This window comes from Kitasatospora hibisci (assembly GCF_043950205.1).
Classification (GTDB): domain Bacteria; phylum Actinomycetota; class Actinomycetes; order Streptomycetales; family Streptomycetaceae; genus Kitasatospora; species Kitasatospora hibisci.
Window position 1 is genome coordinate 822,698 of sequence record NZ_CP171642.1, and the last position, 18,114, is coordinate 840,811.

At 74.4% G+C, this 18,114-nt stretch carries 14 protein-coding genes; 6 read left to right on the forward strand and 8 right to left on the reverse strand.

The window, feature by feature from the left end; all coding sequences use genetic code 11:
- Window positions 1–25 precede the first annotated feature (25 nt).
- Entirely contained in the window at window positions 26–982 is a 957-nt protein-coding gene (locus ACF9IK_RS03810) for an ABC transporter substrate-binding protein (protein ID WP_395292815.1), read from the reverse strand.
- A gap of 571 nt (window positions 983–1,553) precedes the next feature.
- Between ACF9IK_RS03810 and ACF9IK_RS03815 the strand changes: the two genes are divergently transcribed.
- Window positions 1,554–2,597 carry an LPXTG cell wall anchor domain-containing protein gene (locus tag ACF9IK_RS03815; protein ID WP_395292816.1) on the forward strand — a complete coding sequence of 348 codons (1,044 nt, stop codon included), beginning with the start codon at window positions 1,554–1,556 and terminating at the stop codon, window positions 2,595–2,597.
- Between the two features lie 482 nt (window positions 2,598–3,079).
- On the opposite strand, the gene ACF9IK_RS03820 is transcribed toward ACF9IK_RS03815, so the two are convergent.
- Both ACF9IK_RS03820 and ACF9IK_RS03825 read right to left on the reverse strand, forming a co-directional pair.
- Window positions 3,080–4,687, reverse strand: coding sequence for a protein kinase domain-containing protein (locus tag ACF9IK_RS03820; RefSeq protein ID WP_395292817.1), 1,608 nt, complete (start codon window positions 4,685–4,687; stop codon window positions 3,080–3,082).
- Window positions 4,688–4,738: 51 nt separating this feature from the next.
- Window positions 4,739–5,572: a serine/threonine protein kinase gene (locus ACF9IK_RS03825; RefSeq protein WP_395292818.1), complete on the reverse strand. Its 834-nt coding sequence runs from the start codon at window positions 5,570–5,572 to the stop codon at window positions 4,739–4,741.
- 312 nt (window positions 5,573–5,884) lie between these two features.
- Between ACF9IK_RS03825 and ACF9IK_RS03830 the strand changes: the two genes are divergently transcribed.
- The 3 genes from ACF9IK_RS03830 (at window position 5,885) to ACF9IK_RS03840 (ending at window position 9,125) form a co-directional block, all read left to right on the forward strand.
- Window positions 5,885–6,295: a hypothetical protein gene (locus ACF9IK_RS03830; protein ID WP_395292819.1), complete on the forward strand. Its 411-nt coding sequence runs from the start codon at window positions 5,885–5,887 to the stop codon at window positions 6,293–6,295.
- A 516-nt stretch (window positions 6,296–6,811) separates the two neighbouring features.
- Window positions 6,812–7,906 carry a polysaccharide deacetylase family protein gene (locus ACF9IK_RS03835; RefSeq protein WP_395292820.1) on the forward strand — a complete coding sequence of 365 codons (1,095 nt, stop codon included), beginning with the start codon at window positions 6,812–6,814 and terminating at the stop codon, window positions 7,904–7,906.
- A 106-nt stretch (window positions 7,907–8,012) separates the two neighbouring features.
- Window positions 8,013–9,125 carry a GNAT family N-acetyltransferase gene (locus ACF9IK_RS03840; RefSeq protein WP_395292821.1) on the forward strand — a complete coding sequence of 371 codons (1,113 nt, stop codon included), beginning with the start codon at window positions 8,013–8,015 and terminating at the stop codon, window positions 9,123–9,125.
- Between the two features lie 60 nt (window positions 9,126–9,185).
- Here ACF9IK_RS03840 and ACF9IK_RS03845 read toward each other — a convergent pair whose 3' ends face one another.
- From ACF9IK_RS03845 to ACF9IK_RS03855, 3 genes are all read right to left on the reverse strand, one after another.
- Window positions 9,186–10,322, reverse strand: a complete 1,137-nt coding sequence (locus ACF9IK_RS03845; protein WP_395292822.1) for an aminotransferase class I/II-fold pyridoxal phosphate-dependent enzyme — start codon at window positions 10,320–10,322, stop codon at window positions 9,186–9,188.
- Entirely contained in the window at window positions 10,319–11,110 is a 792-nt protein-coding gene (locus tag ACF9IK_RS03850) for a helix-turn-helix transcriptional regulator (protein WP_395292823.1), read from the reverse strand. The genes ACF9IK_RS03845 and ACF9IK_RS03850 overlap by 4 nt, the downstream gene beginning before the upstream one ends.
- Window positions 11,111–11,224: 114 nt before the next feature.
- On the reverse strand, window positions 11,225–12,871 hold the full coding sequence (locus ACF9IK_RS03855; protein ID WP_395292824.1) for a cytochrome D1 domain-containing protein: 1,647 nt from the start codon (window positions 12,869–12,871) through the stop codon (window positions 11,225–11,227).
- A gap of 318 nt (window positions 12,872–13,189) precedes the next feature.
- Between ACF9IK_RS03855 and ACF9IK_RS03860 the strand changes: the two genes are divergently transcribed.
- Both ACF9IK_RS03860 and ACF9IK_RS03865 read left to right on the forward strand, forming a co-directional pair.
- Window positions 13,190–14,815, forward strand: a complete 1,626-nt coding sequence (locus ACF9IK_RS03860; RefSeq protein ID WP_395292825.1) for an FAD-dependent monooxygenase — start codon at window positions 13,190–13,192, stop codon at window positions 14,813–14,815.
- A gap of 176 nt (window positions 14,816–14,991) precedes the next feature.
- On the forward strand, window positions 14,992–16,650 hold the full coding sequence (locus tag ACF9IK_RS03865; protein ID WP_395292826.1) for a beta-1,3-glucanase family protein: 1,659 nt from the start codon (window positions 14,992–14,994) through the stop codon (window positions 16,648–16,650).
- Window positions 16,651–17,039: 389 nt separating this feature from the next.
- On the opposite strand, the gene ACF9IK_RS03870 is transcribed toward ACF9IK_RS03865, so the two are convergent.
- A complete protein-coding gene (locus ACF9IK_RS03870) occupies window positions 17,040–17,246 on the reverse strand; it encodes a DUF397 domain-containing protein (RefSeq protein WP_395292827.1) in 207 nt (68 codons plus the stop codon).
- Window positions 17,243–18,073, reverse strand: a complete 831-nt coding sequence (locus ACF9IK_RS03875) for a helix-turn-helix domain-containing protein (RefSeq protein ID WP_395292828.1) — start codon at window positions 18,071–18,073, stop codon at window positions 17,243–17,245. Before ACF9IK_RS03875 ends, ACF9IK_RS03870 begins: the two co-directional genes overlap by 4 nt.
- Window positions 18,074–18,114: the final 41 nt, after the last annotated feature.

An 18,114-nucleotide genomic window follows, 5' to 3' on the forward strand; every position in this document is an offset into this window, starting at 1 on the left:
GGCCACCGGGGTGTCCGGCTCGCGGTCAGAGGCCGCCGTTGACGACCGCGCTGGAGACGGCGCCGCGGCGCACGTTCCACTTGGCCAGGATCTTGTCGTACTCGCCGTTGTGGATCAGGTTGTCCAGCGCCTTCGCCAGCACGTCCCGCAGCGCGGTGTTGTCCTTGGCGACGGTGATGCCGTAGGGGCCGGCCTGGAGGTAGTTGGTGTTGGCCAGCTGGAACGTTCCGGCACGACCCGGCTGGGTGGTGTTGTACTGCGCCACCGGGTAGTCGTTCAGGTCGGCGGCCGCCGCGCCCGAGGCGACCTCGGCGAGCGCCTGGTCGTCGTCGTCGAAGCGGTGGATCTGCAGCGACTTGCCGGACCGCTGGCAGGCCGGGACCTGCCGGGCGGCCAGCTCGTCCTGGACGGTGCCGCGCTGGACGGCGACCGCGCGGCCGCAGAGGCCGTCCAGGCCGGAGAGGTTCAGCGGGTTTCCGGCCTTCACCACCATGACGGTGCCGGAGCCGAAGTAGTCGACGAAGTCGACCCCGGGGTCGGCCCGGCGGCCGTCGTCGGCGGCGCCGAGCTGGCGCTGCTTGGTGTCGATGACCGCGGACATCGCCAGGTCGATCCGCTTGTCCTGGACCGCCGGAATCAGCTTCTCGAACGGCATGTCGACGAACTCGGTCTTCACGCCGAGCAGGCCGCCGATCGCCTTGGCGAGTTCCGGGTCGATCCCGGCCGGCGAGGCGTTCGAGTCCCGGAAGTCGACCGGGGGGTAGTTGAGGTAGGAACCGATCTTGAGGGTTCCGGCGGAGCGGACCTCCTTGGGCAGCCGGGCGTGCAGGTCGTCGCTGCTGCCGGCGGCCGGGGTCACGCCGCCGCCGCAGCCGGTGAGCAGCAGCCCGCCCGCGCCCAGCGCGGCGGCGGTGCGCAGCGGGGACCGGGAGCGGGCGGAGAGGGCGACGGCCGGGGCAACGGCGGGCGCGGACGTGGACACGGGACGGGAAACGGAAGGAATGCGGGTGTGGTGCATCGCGATGCGTCTTCTTCGCAGGTGAGGGAGTGCGTTCGGGGAGACGCCGCGCCGGAGTGCCTGCCGGGTACGCAGTGCGGACCGCATCGCCGTGTGCCCTTGATCGGGCCGCCCCGGGGTGAGGGGGCGGCCGTCGGCGGAGGTCCGCCGTCGGGGGCGGTCGGGGTCATCCTCGCACCCCGGCCGGCGGCCCGCACCGCCGGGGGCGGGCCGCCGGCCGGTCGGAGAGGAAGGCCCCGGGCGGGCGCGGGACGGTGCGCCGGGCGGGCGCAGAGGGGAGCATCCGGGCGCGCGCCCAGGCGTCGCACATCACGCACACAATCGGGTGACCGGATCGTTGCACTGGACTATCCACCGCAATTGGGGTGACGAAGCGACAATCCGATCAAATCGACCTTGCGTCCCGGCGGCAGCTGAGGGACCTTAGGCCCTCTCGTTCACCGTCACATTCCGTCACCGGACCGGCGGGACGGACGGGGGCCCTCCCACCTGCCGCGCAGGCCCTTCCGGGCCGCCGACCCACGATGGAACCAGCATGCGCATCCGCTCCACCGCGGCGCGATCCCTCGTCGCCGTCCCCACCGCCGCCGCTCTGCTGCTGCTCGCCCCGACCGCGCAGGCCGCCGCCGGCGGCAAGCCCGCCAAGGGCAACAACGGCACCGTGAAGATCCACGACGCGGCGACCGGGCAGGAGGACACCCGGAACGAGCCCAAGGTCTGCACGTTCTACCTGGACTCCTTCGGCTTCGACCCCGGTCAGGACGTCATCTGGCTGATCGCAGAGGTCCACGACAAGAGCGAGACCGCGGTGGCTTACGGCGACCTGCCGGTCGACGGCAAGGGCCACGTCCGCACCGAGGACATCAACCTCCCGGACGGCCACTACAAGCTGTACTGGGCCTCGGTCGAGATGACCGACGGCAAGCTGCCGGCCGAGCCGGAGCTCAACAACCCCAAGCACAAGGTGTTCAAGGTGGACTGCGGGGGCAGCACCCCGACGCCGACTCCGACCAAGCCCACCGGCAAGCCGTCGCCGAGCGCCACCCCCACCAAGACCGCCACCCCGACGCCGACCGCCACCCCCACCGTGACGGCCACCCCGACGCCGACGGCCACCCCGACGCCGACCGCCACGACGACGCCGACCGCCACGACGACGCCGTCGCCGAGCGCCACCCCCACCATGACGGCCACCCCGACGCCGACCGTCACCCCCTCGGTCACCCCGTCCGCCACCCCCACCGTGACCGCGACCCCCTCGGCCTCGCCGTCCGCCACCGCCTCGCCGTCGGCCGTGCCGACCACCAAGGCCCCGACCTCCGGCCCGTCCACGCCCCCCACCGCCACCGTCCCGGTGCAGACCCCGCCGGCCGGCACCGTGGTCAACCCGGAGAAGCCGCTGATCATGCCCGCCGCGGCCAGCGTTCCGACCCCGATCACGGGCGCCGCCCAGACCGGCAAGGACCTCGCGTCCACCGGTAGCGACGGCACCCTGCTGGTGGCGGGCGCCGGCACCGCGCTGCTGCTGGCCGGCGCGGGCGCCGTGGTCTACACCCGCCGGACCCGCAAGTCCTCCTGACGCCAGGCAGGACCGCGAAGGGCGGGCCGGTGACCACCCGGTCGCCGGCCCGCCGCCGTATCTCCCCTGGGCCGCTCCCGTCGCGGGGGGCGGGAGCGTCTCAGGGGTTCACCGCGCGCACCACGTAAGCCGCCAGGACGGTCGGCCCGTACCGCAGGAGCCACACGATGGCCGCGAAGGCCGGCTTCCGCGGTGGAGAACTGCGGGCCGGGCGAGCTGGTGGTGAGGGTCCGCAGGACCAGCCCGAGCGTGGCCGCCCGGAAGCAGGCCACCAGGCCCACCCCGGCCGGTCAGGTCCCGTTTCCCGGTCGGGACGGGGGCGACGAAGGCCGGCACGGGGACGACGACCGTCCACTGCGCGGCGACCGCACGGGGCTTCGGGAACACGCGGTCACGATCGCAGACCGGCCGCCGCGCAACGTCGCCGGGGCCCGACCCGGTGCGACCAGGCTCATCGGCCCGCCGGAGGGCCGTCCCGCCGGTCAGCCACCGTACTCGGCGAGATAGCCGAGCACCTTCGTGACGTGCGGTCGGACCCGCTCGGGGACGCCGCCGGCCTCGGCGACGGTCTTGTCGCTCGTCCGGTAGCCGGCCGCGACGAGGGCGGGCAGGTCGGCGGTGAAGCCGCGGTGCTTGAACTGCTGGTCGAGCCAGCAGACGTAGTTTCCCATCGAGACGATCGCGTCGGCCGGGTCCATGTAGTCCTTCACGCCGTCGTGGTCGCCGTCCTGCGCCCAGGCGTTGAAGACCGAGGGCGTCCACATGGCGACGCCGTACTCACCGGACTCCGGCCGGGCGGCCTGCGGGTCGAAGCCGCTCTCGGCCTTGAGCACGGCCGCGATCAGCACCGGGGTGATCTCCGGCTCCGGGCAGCGGCGGGCGGCGTCCTCGATCGGCCCGCGCAGCGCCGCGGGCACGTCCGAGCCCGCGGGGATGGCACCGGCGGACGGGGGCCGGCCCGAGGACGGGACGGCCGGACGGCCTGCCGGTTGCGCCGTCACGGCCGGGCCCGGCGTGGAGCCGTCCGCGGCGGGCGGGGCGGACGTCGGCTCGGGCGCGCCGGCCAGGGCGAGCAGCACGGCGGCCACCGCGGCCAGGCCGCCCGCGCCGGCCACCGCCCCGACCCGCTGTCCGCGCCTCGTCGCGACGGCCCGTCGGTCGCCGCTGCCGCCCCGGCTGCGCTGACCGCCCCGACCACCCAGGCCGCCCCGACCGCCCGCCGGCGGCAACAGGGCCGCGAGGTCCACCCGCGCCCGTTCCTCCCGGTCCGCCGCCAGGCAGGCCGCCACCACCGGCCGCCACCGCTGCGGCAGCGCGTCGTCGAGCCGCAGCGGCGCCGCGCCGCGCGCGTACGCCTGGGCGGCGAGCGCACGCGCCCGGGCGGTGGCGCCGAGGAACGGGTGCAGCCCGCCGGTGAGCAGCTGGTGGGTGAGGACGCCGAAGGCCCAGACGTCCGCGCTCGGCCGCAGGGCGACGCCGCGCGCCCCGGTCCGCTCGGACCACCACTCGGGCGGGACGTGGTCCGGCGAGCCGAGCGGCGGGGCGTAGGCGTGGGTGCCCTCCAGCTCGGCGGTGAGGCCGAAGTCGGCGAGCTTGGCGGTGCCGTCCGGCATCAGCAGGACGTTGCCGGGTTTCAGGTCCCCGTGCACCCAGCCCGCGGCGTGCATGTGGGTCAGGCCGGCGCAGACCTCGGCGAGGAGCCGGTCCGCGTCCGGGACGGCGGTGCGCGGGCGGGCGGCGGCGAGGACGTCCTGGAGGCTGCGGGCGGCGCGTTCCATGACCAGCGCCACCGCGCCGTCGAGCTCCTGATGTGCGGGGTCGTCGACCGTGACGACGGCGAGGGTGCGGATCAGGTGGGGGTGGTCGGCCCGGCGGCTGAACCGCGTCTCGCTGCGCGCGATCTGCGCCATGGTGCGCCGCTGCCCCGGGCTGAGCCGGGCCGGGCCGAGGAACTTGACCGCGACCTCCCGGGGTTCGCCCGTTCCGTGCGCGGCGTAGACGCTGCCCCAGGCGCCGGCGCCGATCTGATCGCCGATGCGGTAACCGGCCACCCGGTAGCCGGGCGGCACCGGGCAGCGGGGGTCACCCACCGGCTCCGGAGGGTGCGGCTCACCGGGCCGGCCGGTCGCTCGCACGGCGGGTCAGCGCCCGTCCCGGGGCGGGAGCAGGGCCAGGTGCTCCTCCCGGACGAGGTCGAACTTCAGTGCCAGCGCGACGAGTTCCTCGCGCTTGCCGCCGCTGCGCGGACCCGGCGCGGCAGCCTCCCCCGGCGCCTCGCGCAGCCGGAGCTTGGTCGCCACCAGGTAGTCGATGTGGTAGTTGACGGCGGAGCGGGCGAGCCCGCGGCAGGACGGCAGGGCCCGCAGCCGCTCCACCACCTCGGTGGCCCCGGGGACGACGGCCGCCGAGGGCGAGCGCAGCCGCGGCTCGCAGAGGGCGAGCAGGACGAGGAAGTACTTGGAGGTGGGGTCGAGCGCGAACGGGCTGACCGTCAGCTCTCCGGAGCCGGCGACCGGTTCGCCGACCAAGTAGGCGTGCTGGGGGGCGAAGACCTTGAAATCGAGGGGTCCGCCGAGGGTGGGCAGCAGGACGCGGGAGAACTCGAAGGGCACCGGCGCGCCGATCCGGCCGGGAGCGACCTTGACGTGCTCGCCGGCGCCTTCCAGGTTCTCCACCACGTAGGTCGCGGAGGGGCTGAAGTTGGAGAGCCGCCAGTAGTCCTCGGCCGCGGTGACCTCCCCGGCGCGGCGCGAGATGCCCTGGTCGGCGAGCGGGATGGCGGCGGGCCGTCCCGGCTCGCCGCGCCCGAACTCGGCGCTCTCGCCCGGACCCAGGTGCAGCAGGGCGGGCTTGGGCGGCGCCGGGCGCCGGCCGACGGCAGCGGGGTGCGCGGGACCGGCGCAGGACCGGACGGACCTCCCGCCGGACGCGGTCTCCGGGCGGGGACAGGGCAGTTGGACGATGACCGTGTCCATCCGGACCACCTCCGCGGATCGGGTCGATCGTAGCCGTCCGAACCCCCTCCCGCGGGCACGCCACCCGGACGAGTGAACGCCGGTGCGGCGCGCGCGTCCAGCCGCTCCGACCTGGCGTCAAACACATGATTTGTAAGCGTAGTTGACGGACAGTTGAACGCCTCGGAACGGGCAGTGACACATCATCCGGTTGCAGCACGTAGTTGAACCGTCACCTTGAGTGTGATGCAGCGCACATATGTCACACGTTCGAAATATGCAAGACTCATCCCACCCAGTGAGATTCCCTTTCTTTCCAAGGAGGTTCACATCATGCGCGCTCGGATCGCAGCTCTGATGGTCGCGGCGGCAGGTATCACGGCGGCGACGATCGCCCCCGCCGCGGCGGCGGCCACGTCCGCCGAGACCGGTGCAGCCGCCTGCACCGCCGTGGTCGACCGGCCCTGCGTCTGGCAGGAGAAGGACGGCGGGGGCGTCGTCGGCGTCGCGCAGTTCTCCGCCGCCGACCCGGGGCAGCTGACGATGGTCCAGGTCGAGGTCCGCACCCAGAAGGCCTGGGGCAGCCCGTGGATCACCACGGCCTCGGCGACCACCATCACCACCGGTCTCGTCAAGGCGGTCACCCCGCGGGTCTCCACCCACGACCTCAAGATGGTCTGCGCCACCGGCGGCCCGGCCCTGGACGCCACCCGGCGGGTGACCACCTGCACCGGGCCGTTCTGACCCCACCACGCGGGTGGACGGTGGTCCGTCAGCGCGGCCGACGGTCGCGGCCCTGTCGCCGCGTGGCGCGATGAGGTCCCCAGCGGGCCTGGCGGGTGAGAATCCGTCGCCGTCGTTCGGGTGAAGGCTCCCGGTCGACGCTGGACGAGGTGAGGCCCGCCGGGGCCGGCAGCGAACAGTGAAGCCGGCCCGGGTCGGGGGCCGGGTGGGGATCGGGACGGCGGGCAGCAGCCCCGGCCCCCTCCCCGGCCCCCCTCTCCCAGCAGCACCTCCAGGAACCTCCCAGCCCGCACTCAGGCCGGGGTCCCGTCGACAATGCGCCAACCTCCCGCCGAACGCCGACCGGCCGGTGCAACCCTCGTCGGAGCACGGGATTTTGCACTACTTTGGGAATTCACCCGGGTGGGGCGGGCCGCCCGTCCGGCTGGCACATGCCGACACGGCGGAGCCAGCCCGCGCACCGTGCACCACCCCCCGCCACCGGCAGGACCTACGGGACGAAGGGGGAGCGTGCCGATGCCCGAGGGACCCACGCATTCGACCGGGGCCGACGCCGGCCCGACCACCGGCCCGGACGGCGCGAACCGCCGACGGGTGACGACCGGCCAGGACCCGCACAAGACCGGCCATCTGCGCGACCACGCGGGGCAGACCCCGACCGCGCAGGCCGGGCCCGGCCTGCGCGGACGCCTCGCGGACCGGCGGGGCACCGTCGACGCCCTGCTCCGCCGCTCCCCGGCACAGCCGCTGTTCCGCCTCCTGGCGACCCGCCGGCTCGCCGTCCTCGCCTACCACGGCGTCGAGGACCCGCGGACCTTCGCCCTGCAGATGGCCCGGCTGGTCCGGATCGCCCGCCCGGTCTCCCCGGCCCGGGTCGAACAGGCCGTCCACGACGGCCGCCCGCTGCCCGCCCGCAGCGTGCTGGTCACCTTCGACGACGGCGACCGCACCGTCCTCACCGAGGCCCTGCCGGTGCTGACCAGGCTGCAGATCCCGGCCGTCGCCTTCGTGGTCACCGAGCACATCGACGGCGACCGGCCGTTCTGGTGGTCCGAGGCCGCCTTCCTGGCCGCCCGTGGCGGCACCGCCCGCAGCCTGGCCGGCTGCGCCCCCGGCGCGGTGGTGCGCCGGCTGAAGACCCTGCCGGACCCCGACCGCCGCACCGCGCTCGCCGAACTGCGGGAGAGCGCCGGCACGCGCGCGCCCCGGCAGGAGCAGCTCACCCGGGACGACCTGCTGACGCTCCGCCGCTCCGGGGTGGCGATCGGCAACCACACCGCAGGCCACCCCTGCCTGGACCTCTGCGAGGACGACACCGTCCGGGACGAGATCACCCGCTCCCACGACGCGCTCACCGGCTGGCTCGGCGGCGAGGCGCCCACTGCCTTCGCCTACCCCAACGGCAACTTCGACGGGCGCGCCGACGCCCTGCTGCGGCGCCTCGGCTACCGCATCGGCTTCCTCTTCGACCACCGGCACGACCGGCTGCTGCCCGGACAGGCGCTGCGGATCAGCCGTCTTCGGGTGAACTCCGCCACCAGCCGCGACCGGTTCGACACAATTCTCTCCGGGCTTCATCCGGCCGTGCACCGGCTACGCGGAGGAGCCTGAACAGCACTGGGAGGTTGGGGTTTTGGGGATCACCGAGAGCGGGACGCCGGCCGGCGGAGGACACCGCACGGACGGCAGGAGCGGCAACGCCCCGGGGGCGGAAGCGGTGCTCGGCACAGCTGTCCGGGCGCGCCCGGCGGACGGGGCGGCCGCCCGGCCGGTCCGCTACCACTCCCCCGCCCTGCCGGTGGACGTGCTCGACGGCTGGCGGTCGCTGGCGGCCGCCGATCCGGCCGGATCGTGGTTCACCACGCCCGAGTGGGCGCTCTCCTGGTGGGAGACGCTCGGCACGCAGCAAGGGACGGGCGAGGTCACCGTCTGGCGCGAGGCGGACGGCCGGGTCTCCGCGGTCGTCCCGCTGCTGCGCACCCGGCGCCGCCTCCACCCCCGCGCGCCGCTGAGCGTCCCCTGCCTCACCGTGCTCGGCTCCGGCCCGGGCGCCGCCGACCACTGCGGCTTCACCGCCGTGCCCGAGCGGCGCGCCGAGGTCGCAGACTGGCTGCGGAGGCGGGGGCGCCGGGCGACACTCCTGCTCACCGACCTCGACCCGGAGCAGACCGGACTGCTGCCGCCCGGCGCGGTGGAGACCGGCCGCACCCCCTGCCCGCGCGCCGACCTCACAGCCGGACCGGACGCGCTCGGCTCCCGCCGGTTCCGCGCGAACCTCCGCCGGTACGGACGGAAGCTGGCCGCCGAGGGGATCACCTTCCGCTGGGTCGCCCCGGCCGCCGGGGAGGGCGAACTCGCCGAGCGCACCGAACTGTTGCACACGGTCCTGTGTCTGCACCGGCAGCGGCGGGCCGCACTCGGCCTGCCGACCACCTTCGACGCCGCCCGCGCGCCGCTGCACCTGCGCCTGATCGAGCGCGCCGCCGCCACCGGTCGTGGCGAGGGGCCGGCCTTCCTGGTCGCCGAGCGGGCGGGCGAGGCGGTCGGCGTGCTCTACGGGTTCCAGTGGCGTGACACCTTCGCCTACTACCAGATCGGCTGGGACCAGGCCTGGGCGCCGCTGCGGCTCGGCACGGCGGTGATCGCCGAGGCCCTCCGGGCCACCGCCGGGCAGGGCCTGGCCACCTTCGACTTCCTGCGCGGCACCGAGCCGTACAAGTACCGGTTCGACGCGGTGGACCGGGAGGACGTCTCCTGGCTGGTTCCGCACGGGCTCTCCGGAGCGTTGCTCGGCCTCAAGTACCGCACCAAGGCTGCCCGCAGGGGCTGACGGCCGGCGCCGGCGGTCCTGCGCCCCTCTGGCCCGGGCGTCACCGCTGCGCCGCGGCGGTCACCGGCGGCGGCCCTTCAGCCAGCCGGCGAAGGCGTCCAGGGCGGGCTCCGGGCCGCGGCGGCCGACGCCGATCCGGAACCGGTCGGTCGGCGTGGGGGTGAGCCCGGAGCGGAAGATGCTCGCGGGCAACAGCAGCACACCGGCCTCCTCCACCAGCCCGGTGCAGAAGTCCTCCACGCCGTCGGCCCCGAGGTAGCGCGGGTAGGCGACGCAACCGCCGTCCGGGGCCTGCCAGTCGAACAGCTCGGCGAACCCGGCGAAGAACTCGTCGAAGAGCGGCAGGTTGGCGGCGATGATCGCGCGGTTGCGCTCCAGGATCCGCTCGCGGTTGCCGATCGCGATCCGGGCCAGGATCTCACTGGGTGCCGAGTTGCAGATCGTGGTGTAGTGCTTGGCGCGTTCCAGCCGCGAGCGCAGCTCCCGGTCCCGGCAGGCGATCCAGCCGATCCGCAGGCCGGGCAGGCCGAGCGACTTGGAGGTGACGTTGAGCGAGAGCGCGCGCTCCGAGAGGTCCGCGGCGTTCGGCAGGGTACGGGCCGGATCGCGCTCCAGGCCGCGGTAGACCTCGTCGCTGAACAGGTGGATGCCGCGCTCGTCGCAGAGTTCGACGAGGCGGGTGAAGTCCGCGGCGCCGATCACCGCGCCGGTGGGGTTGTTGGGGAAGTTGACCGAGACCACCCGGGTGTTCGGGCGCAGCGCGGCGGCCACCTCGTCCAGGTCGAGCGACCAGCCCCGGCCGGCGTCCAGGGCGACGCCGGTGACCTCGCAGAGCGAGAGTGGGACGGTCTCGGCGGACTGGTAGTTGGGGGTCACCACGACCGCGTGGTCGTCCGGGCCGAGCAGGACCTGCATCGCCAGGTTGAGCCCCTCCTGCGCGCCGCCGAAGCAGATCACGTCGTCGGCCTCGACCCGCTCGTACATGCCGGCGACGGCCCGGCGCAGGCCGGGGTCGCCGAAGGTCTCGGTGTAGCCGAGGGTGAGGGTGTCCCAGGCGTGCCGGTCCTCGGGGCTCGCGAGGTCGAGCAGTTCGGACATCGCCATGGTCTGCGCGTCGGAGGCGGTGAGGTGGTGGCGTGCGGTGAACTCCCAGCGGGAGAAGTAGGTTTCCAGCCGGAAGTCGGGGAGCTTGGTCATCGCGTCGTCCTGGGTTGTGCGGCGGGTCGGGGGGCGGGATCGGCCTCGGGGCCGGAAGCAGGGCGGGGGGCGGAGTCCGGCTCCCGCTCGGGGTCGGGGTCGACGGCGGAGTCGGGGTCGACGGCGGAGTCGGGGTCGACGGCGGAGTCGGGGTCGCTGCCGGGGCCGGCCTTGAGGTCGGCGAGCAGGGTGTAGACGGTGGAGCGGGACACCTTGAGCGCCGTGGCGACGGCCGGCACCGCACGGCGCACCGCGAGCACCCCCGCCTGGTCGAGCCGGCGCAGCACGGCGATCCGGTCCTCGCGGGTGAGCCGCTCCGGCGGGCGGCCGTGGGCGCGGACGTAGCCGCCGATGACCTCGTTCATCCGCTCCGTCCAGTCGCGCTCGAAAAGCGGGGCGGGGCGGGGCGCGGTCGGGGCGGCGAAGGCGGCCAGCAGCGCCGAGGCCTGCTCCAGTGGGCCGCGGTCGAGGTTGACGCAGAGCACCGCCGAGGGCGCGCCCTCGGCGTCGCGCAGCACGGCGCTGACCGAGGAGAGCCGCCGGCCGTCGGGCAGCAGCTTCGGGTAGGGCCCGTAGACGTCGGGCGCGGACGGTCCCAGCCGGTCGAGCTCGCCGAGCAGCGACGGGTCGCCGAGGGCGCGCGCGGTCATCGGGTTCCAGACGGCCAGCACCTCGTCCCGGACGGCGTCGTGCAGCACCACCTCGGCGTACGGCCCGAGCAGCAGCGCGACGGCCTGGCAGACGGGCGACCAGGCCTGGACGCGCGGGTCGGGGGTCTCTGTGGTCATGTCTGGACTGTACGTCCAGTCTGGACGATTCGTCCAGAGCGATCCGAGCCCGGAACGGCGACCGCCCCCTCCCCGGGTGCGGGGAGGGGGCGGTCACGCGGGCGCAGCCGCCGCTCAGCTGCAGCTCAGCTGCGCGAGGCTGGAGGTGCAGGTGCGGGACGCCTTGTCGTTGGCCGGGACCGGGTCGGTGGGCGCGCTCGCGGTGCGGACGGCCGACACGGTGAAGGTCCGGCCGAGGTTGAACAGCCCGACGTGCAGCGAGAGGTGCCGGGTGGTGCTCGCGCCCGACGCCAGCGGCGTGGCGAGCGTGCAGGTCAGCCGGCCGAGGGTGACGGTGCAGTCGGTGGAGGAGGCGATCATCCCCACGGGCAGGTCGGCGGTGACCGTGGCCGAGGCGGCCGCGTTCGGGCCGTGGTTCGTCACCGTGAGGGTGTAGTCGACCCGTCCGGTGAGCAGCCCCCCGACCGGGGTGGCGCCGAGCGTGACGGCGAGGTCGGCGCTGGGTGCGACGTAGGTGTACCGGTCGGCGGCGACGGGCGCACTGGTGCCGCCGGGGGTGGTGACCCGGACGTCGACGGCGCCGGCCGCGGAGGCCGCGGGCGCGGTGGCGGTGCAGCTGGTCGCGGTACAGGAGAAGGCGGTGGCGTTCCCCGCCGCGCCGAAGCTCACCGCGGTCGCGCCGGCGAGGTCGGTGCCGGTGACGGTGACGGTCGTACCGCCGGCCTGCGGTCCGGAGGTCGGGCTGATCCGGGTCACCGCGGGCACCGGCAGCGGGAAGCCGAGCACGGTGACCGTCCCGCCGGTGAAGTCGGCGAGGTAGCCGCGCCGCCCGTCGCGGGTGAGCGCGAGGGTGTACGGGCTGGCACCCACCGGGACGGTCGCCGACACGGCGAGCGTGGCCGTGTCGATGACGCTGAGCGTGTCGTCGGCGTAGTTGGAGGCGTAGGCGTGGCGACCGTCGGGCGCGAGGGCGACGGCGAACGGGTTGGTGCCGACCGTCACGGTGCCGGTGACGGTGCGGGCCGCCGGGTCCAGGACGCTCACGGTGGAGTCGCCGCCGTTGCCGGTCCAGAGCCGGGAGCCGTCGGAGCTGAGCGCCAGCCCGAAGACCCCGTGGCCGACGGGGATGTGCGCGCCCACCGTGCTGCTCGCGGTGTCGATCACCTCCACCGACTGGGCGCCCGAGGCGGCCACGTACACGTGCGCGCCGTCCGGGGCGACGGCCACGCCGTGCGGCTCCGCGCCGACGGCGACGGTGGCGGTCACGGTGTTGGTCGCCGTGTCCAGCACGCTGACGGTGGCGTCGCCGGCGTTGGTCACGTACGCGTGGGCGCCGTCGGGGGCGACGGCCACGCCGAAGGCCCCCTCGCCCACCGGGACGGTCGCGGTGACGGTGTTGCTCGCGGTGTCCACCACGCTGACCGTGCCGTCGAGGTGGTGGGTCAGGTAGGCGTGCCGCCCGTCCGGAGCCATGGCCACCGCGTACGAGCCGGTGCCCGCGGTGAAGGTGGCGGCGACGGCGTCGGTGGCGGTGTCAAGGACGGTCACGGCCCCGCTGCTCTGGCTGGCGACGTAGGCCCGGGCGCCGTCCGGTGCCAGTGCGACGCCCGCCGGATAGGGCGCGACGGGCACGGTGGCGGTGACCTTCGGCGGCGGCGCGGCCGCCGCGGCGGTACCGGGCTGCGCCAGCAGCGCGGCCGTCGCCGCGCCGGTGGCGGCCACGGCCGTCCAGGCGCGGCGGGGTGAACGACGTATTGTCACGAGGGGTTTCTCCAGGCTCGTCGGGGGACGGGGCGGGTGCGCGGCACGGTGACCCGTGCTGCACGGTGGCGGCTCCGTGATCGACCGGAGCCGCACGAAGCGTAGAAGCCTGCTTGACTTACCGTCAGTACTTGATCGTCTTTGTTGCCAAGTGTTCGGAATTGGTCGCAATCCGACGCGGGCGTCCGGGCCTGCCGTTCACCTCGCCGCCCGGGCGCCGGCCCTCTCCGGCCGCAGCGCCGCACCGGCCACCGGTGGCGGCCCACCGCCGGTCGGGCGCAGCCTGGAGGGAGTCGGACGAGCCCCCGGGGAGCGGTCATGGACGAGATCGACGTGCTGGTGGTGGGCGCGGGACCGGTGGGGCTGACGGCCGCGGCCGAGCTGCGGCGCCACGGCGTCGACTGCCGGATCGTGGACCGACTGACCGCCCCGCAGCACTACGCCAAGGCGGTCGGCGTCCAGCCGCGCACGATGGAGGTCTGGGACACGATGGGCCTGGTCCGCGCGGCGCTCGACGAGGCCGTGCCGATGCTCGGCCAGTTCCTCTTCTCGGACGGTGAGCCCGGTCCGCGGATCGACCTCGTCCTGCCGCCGGACGTGCCGTACTGCTTCGCCGCCATGCCGCAGTACACGACGGAGCGCCTGCTCGGCGAGCACCTCTCGGGCTTCGGCACCCACGTCGAGCGCGGCACCGAGCTGGTCTCCCTGGAGCAGGACGCCGACCACGTCCGGGCCGGTCTCCGGGGCCCGGAGGGGCCGCGGGAGGTACGGGCGCGCTACGTGGTGGGCTGCGACGGCGCCCACAGCCCGGTGCGGAAGGCCGCCGGGCTGGCCTTCGAGGGCGACGCCTTCCCCGAGCAGTACATGCTGGGCGACGTCGAGGTCGACTGGGACCTCCCGCCCGGGTACGGCATCCGGTGCACGCACCACGACGGCGAGGGGCGGGTCGACGACGTGCTGGTCTGCATCCCGCTCCCGGGGAGGGGTCGCTACCGGATGTCGATGATGGTGCCGGACGAGCTGGCCGCCGACCCGGCGGGCGGCGTTCAGCACGGGCTGGAGGGCGGTCGCGCGCCCGAGCTGCGACACATCCAGGCCGTGCTCGACCGGCTCTCCCCCCAGCCGACCCGGGCCTCCTCGCTGCGCTGGTCGTCCACCTTCCGGATCAGCCACCGCCTCGTGGACCGCTACCGGGCGGGCCGTCTCTTCCTCGCCGGCGACGCCGCGCACATCCACCCGCCGACCGGGGCCCAGGGCATGAACACCGGTATCCAGGACGCCTACAACCTCGGCTGGAAGCTGGCGCTCGCCGTGCGGGGACTGGGCGCGCACGACCTGCTCGACAGCTACCACGCCGAGCGACACCCGGTCGGCGAGGAGGTGGTCGGGCGGACCGTGCGGCATGCCAGGGCAGCGGGCGTGCCGGCCGACGCCGAGGACGTCGGCACCGCGCTGCGGCGGGAGGCACAGCTGCTGGTCGGGTACCCGGACGGCCCACTGACCGAGCCGTCCCCGGAGGCCGCGGACGCCGCGCCGGGCCGCCCCGCGCCGGGCGACCGGGCGCCGGACTGCCGCGGCCTGGAGCGCGACCTGGCGACCTACCCGGTCCGCCTGTTCGACCTGCTGCGAAGCCCGCGGCACACCCTGCTGTTCCACGTCGACCCCGGAGCCCCCGACGACCAGGTCACCACCTGCGCGGTCGCCGCCCTGTCCGCGGCCCACGGGCAGCTGGACGTCTATGCGGTGCTCGCCCCCGGCGCGCCGGCGCCGCAGTGGCGCCTGCCGTCGGTGCGCGACGCCGCGGCCGAGTTCGCCGCCGCGTACCGGCCCCGCCCGGGGGAGGCCTTCCTCGTCCGGCCCGACGGGTACCTGGCGGGCCGCTTCGCCCCACCCACCCCGGAGCGCCTGGCCACCTGCCTGCGCCGGACGTTCGCGGCCGGGTGAGGCCCGCGGCTGCGAGAGCCACCTCGGGCCGTGGCCACTCTTCAAGAAGTGAACAGATTCAGACTTAAGAGCCTCTTACGGTTTCAGACATTGACGTGTCCGGGCCCGGGCGGGAGGGTGGCGGCCGGGCGGTGCAGTCCGCACCGCCGCCCCACCCCCACGCCCCCGGAGCCCTCGTGATCACTCGTCGGACCATGCTCGGCGCCTCCGTCGCGGCCCTGACCGCACCCACGCTCCTCGCCCTGTCGCAGACCGCGGACGGCAGCACCACCCCGCAGCGGCTCGATGTCGACCTGGTCAACACCGTGTCCTCCCAGCCGGTCTACGCCTACGTCCTCGGCCTCGACCCGGCCCAGGGCAACAGCTGGGCCTTCCTCCGCTCCGACGGCAGCACGCTCTACCACCCGCCCTCCCCGACCTCGCCGGGCGCGCCGCTCGGCGCGGACTGCGCCATCGCACTGGGTGCGGCCGGCGGCTCCCCCCGCCGGATCCGCCTGCCGTACCTCTCCAGCGGGCGGATCTACTTCTCCGTCGGCCGCGAGCTCGTCTTCCGGATCAACCCCGGCCCGGGCATCGCCCTGCCCTCGGTGAGCAACCCCACCGACCCCAACATCGGTACGTCCTACGGGTTCTGCGAATTCACTTACGGGCCGGACCAGTTGTACGCCAACATCAGCTACGTCGACTTCGCCGCCGTCCCGATCGCCTTCGACCTCACCACCGGCGACGGGCGCCAGAGCGTCAGCGGCCTGCCCGTCGGCGGCCTGGAGTCGGCCGCGAACGCCCTGCGCACGCAGGCGGCCCGGGACGGCGGCGACTGGGCCCGGCTGATCGTGCCGGACTCCGCCGGCCGGACAGTGCGCATCCTCAGCCCCAACACGGCGATCAGCGCCGATCCGTCGCTGTTCAACGGCTATCTGGACGGCTACCTCACCGCCGTGTGGGAGAAGTACCGGAGTACCGACCTGGTGATCGACACCCAGGCCGGCTGGGGCACCGTCACCGGCCGGGTGAGCAACGGTGTGCTCGCCTTCCCCGGCATCGGCGGCTTCGCCAAGCCGTCCACCGCGGCCGTCTTCAACTGCAGCTCGGCGCCGTTCACCACCGGCAACGACCTGATGGGCAACCTGAGTGCGCGGCTCGCCGCCGCGCTCAACCGCACCACCCTGCTGGACAATCCGCACCAGCCGAACGGCGAGAACCCGGCCGCCTTCTACACCGCGGCACGCACCAACCACTACGCCCGCGTCCTCCACGCGGCCAACCCCGACCACCTCGGCTACGCCTTCCCGTACGACGACGTCCATCCGGTCGGCGTGGACTTCGAGGGCAGGGTGCAGTCGGCGAGCCCGCGCCTGTTCTCCGTCACCGTCGGCGGCGGCCGAGGTTCGGCCGACCCCACGCCGTCGCCGCAGCCCGGCGGCGGGACGAGCGCGTTCGGCACCATCCAGGCCGAGTCCTACAGCTCGCAGTCAGGCACCGCGGTGGAGAAGTGCGGCGACACCGGCGGCGGCCAGGACGTCGGCTGGATCGCGAACGGCGACTGGCTCGGCTACACCCGCGTGGACTTCGGCAGTTCCGGCGCGACCCGGTTCCGGGCCCGGGTCGCCTCCGGCGCCGCGCCCGGGGTCAGCGGGCTGGTCCAGGTACGGCTGGACAGCCCGGCCGCCGCACCGGTCGGCAGCTTCGCCGTCGCCGGCACCGGCGGCTGGCAGAGCTGGCGGACGGTGCCCACCGACATCGCCCGGACCACCGGCACGCACACCGTGTACCTCACCTTCGCCAGCGGACAGAGCGCCGACTTCGTCAACCTCAACTGGTTCACGTTCGGTTAGGACGTCCTCGCGTCGGACCTCCGGACGCCGACGCCTTGGGGCGCTGGTGGCCCGGGGGGCTCCGACGCCGTCTCAGCGAGGCGTGGAGACGGCGCGCCCACTGCCCACCTCGGCCGCACCGACCTGGCCGCACAGAGCGTCGGGAAGGTCGACGCCCGCCTCTGCCCCTTCTGCCCCATCCCCTCGGGAGGGGTCGTGACCGGCTCGCAGAGCACCGGCAGCTGCGCGGGCAATCAGCAGGGACTCGGCCGGAGGACGCTCCGCCGTGGAGGGCAGGAGCTCCTCGGGGCCCGCGCCCGGTCGCGAGGGTGCGCCGAAGGCGTGGAGGAGGGTGCCGTCGGAGACGAGCAGGGGAGAGTGGACGGTCCGGCGCCGACGGGGACGGGACGTCAGACGGTGCCGAGCTCGCCCGTGCGGACGCCGGCGATGAACGAGCGCCAGGCGTCGGCCGGGAAGACGAGCGCGGGGCCCCCGGGGTCCTTGGAGTCACGGACCGGGACGACGCCCGGGAGGCTCGCGGAGATCTCGACGCACTGCCCGCCGTTGTTGGAGTACGAGGACTTCACCCAGGACGCGCCGGAGAGATCGGGGTTCATGGGGCTAGCTCCTTCCGAGCCTTGTGGATCAGTGCCAGGGATGCCGCTTTGGGCAGGGCTTCCACCACCAGCTGATCGTACTCCCTCTCCCATGCCGTGATCGTTTCGCGCTTGCGCTCCAGATGGCCGTGCGCGTGTGATTCGGCGTAGCCGACGACCGAGCCGTCCGGGAGGTCCAGCAAGGTGATCGGCATAGTGAAGGGCAGGTGTTCGCCCAGGTGGAAGGGCGCCACCTGGAGGGTGATGTTCGGCCTCGCCGCGAGCTCAGCGAGGTGGTCGAGCTGCTTGGCCATGACGGCCTTTCCGCCGACCGTCCTGACCAGACAGCTCTCGTCGAGCACCGCGTGGATCAGCGGCGGCTTCGCCCGCTCCAGGAGGCGCTGCCGGGCGGCCAGGAAGTCGACCCGGTGCTCCGCCGCCGACGGGGTGATCGCCCCGCGCTGGACGGCCGCGCAGGCCAACGCCTCGGCGTACTCGCGCACCTGGAAGAGGCCCGTGACGATCGTCAGGGCGAGTTCCCGCAGCCGGCGGCACCGGGCCTCGGCGTCCGCGAACTCGGGGAAGCCCTCCAGCAGGCTCGCCTTCGCGTACCGGCGCCAGAGTTCGTAGAACGTCCCGCCCGTGTCGAACACCTCGTCGGCTTTGACGGCGAAGTTCTTTGTTGGAGCACGCTTCGCTCGTTCGACGTACGACACAAGCGTGTTGGAGTACCCCATCCGCTTCGACAGGCCGACCTGGGACCAGCCCCGCGCCCGCCGTGACCTGTGGAGTTCCTGCCCGAACCGGATCGCGGGCGAGGAGAGGACATCAACTGCCTGCTGTTCCATGGAGACTGAAGACCTTTCACATGACCAACTGGTCAACGGTG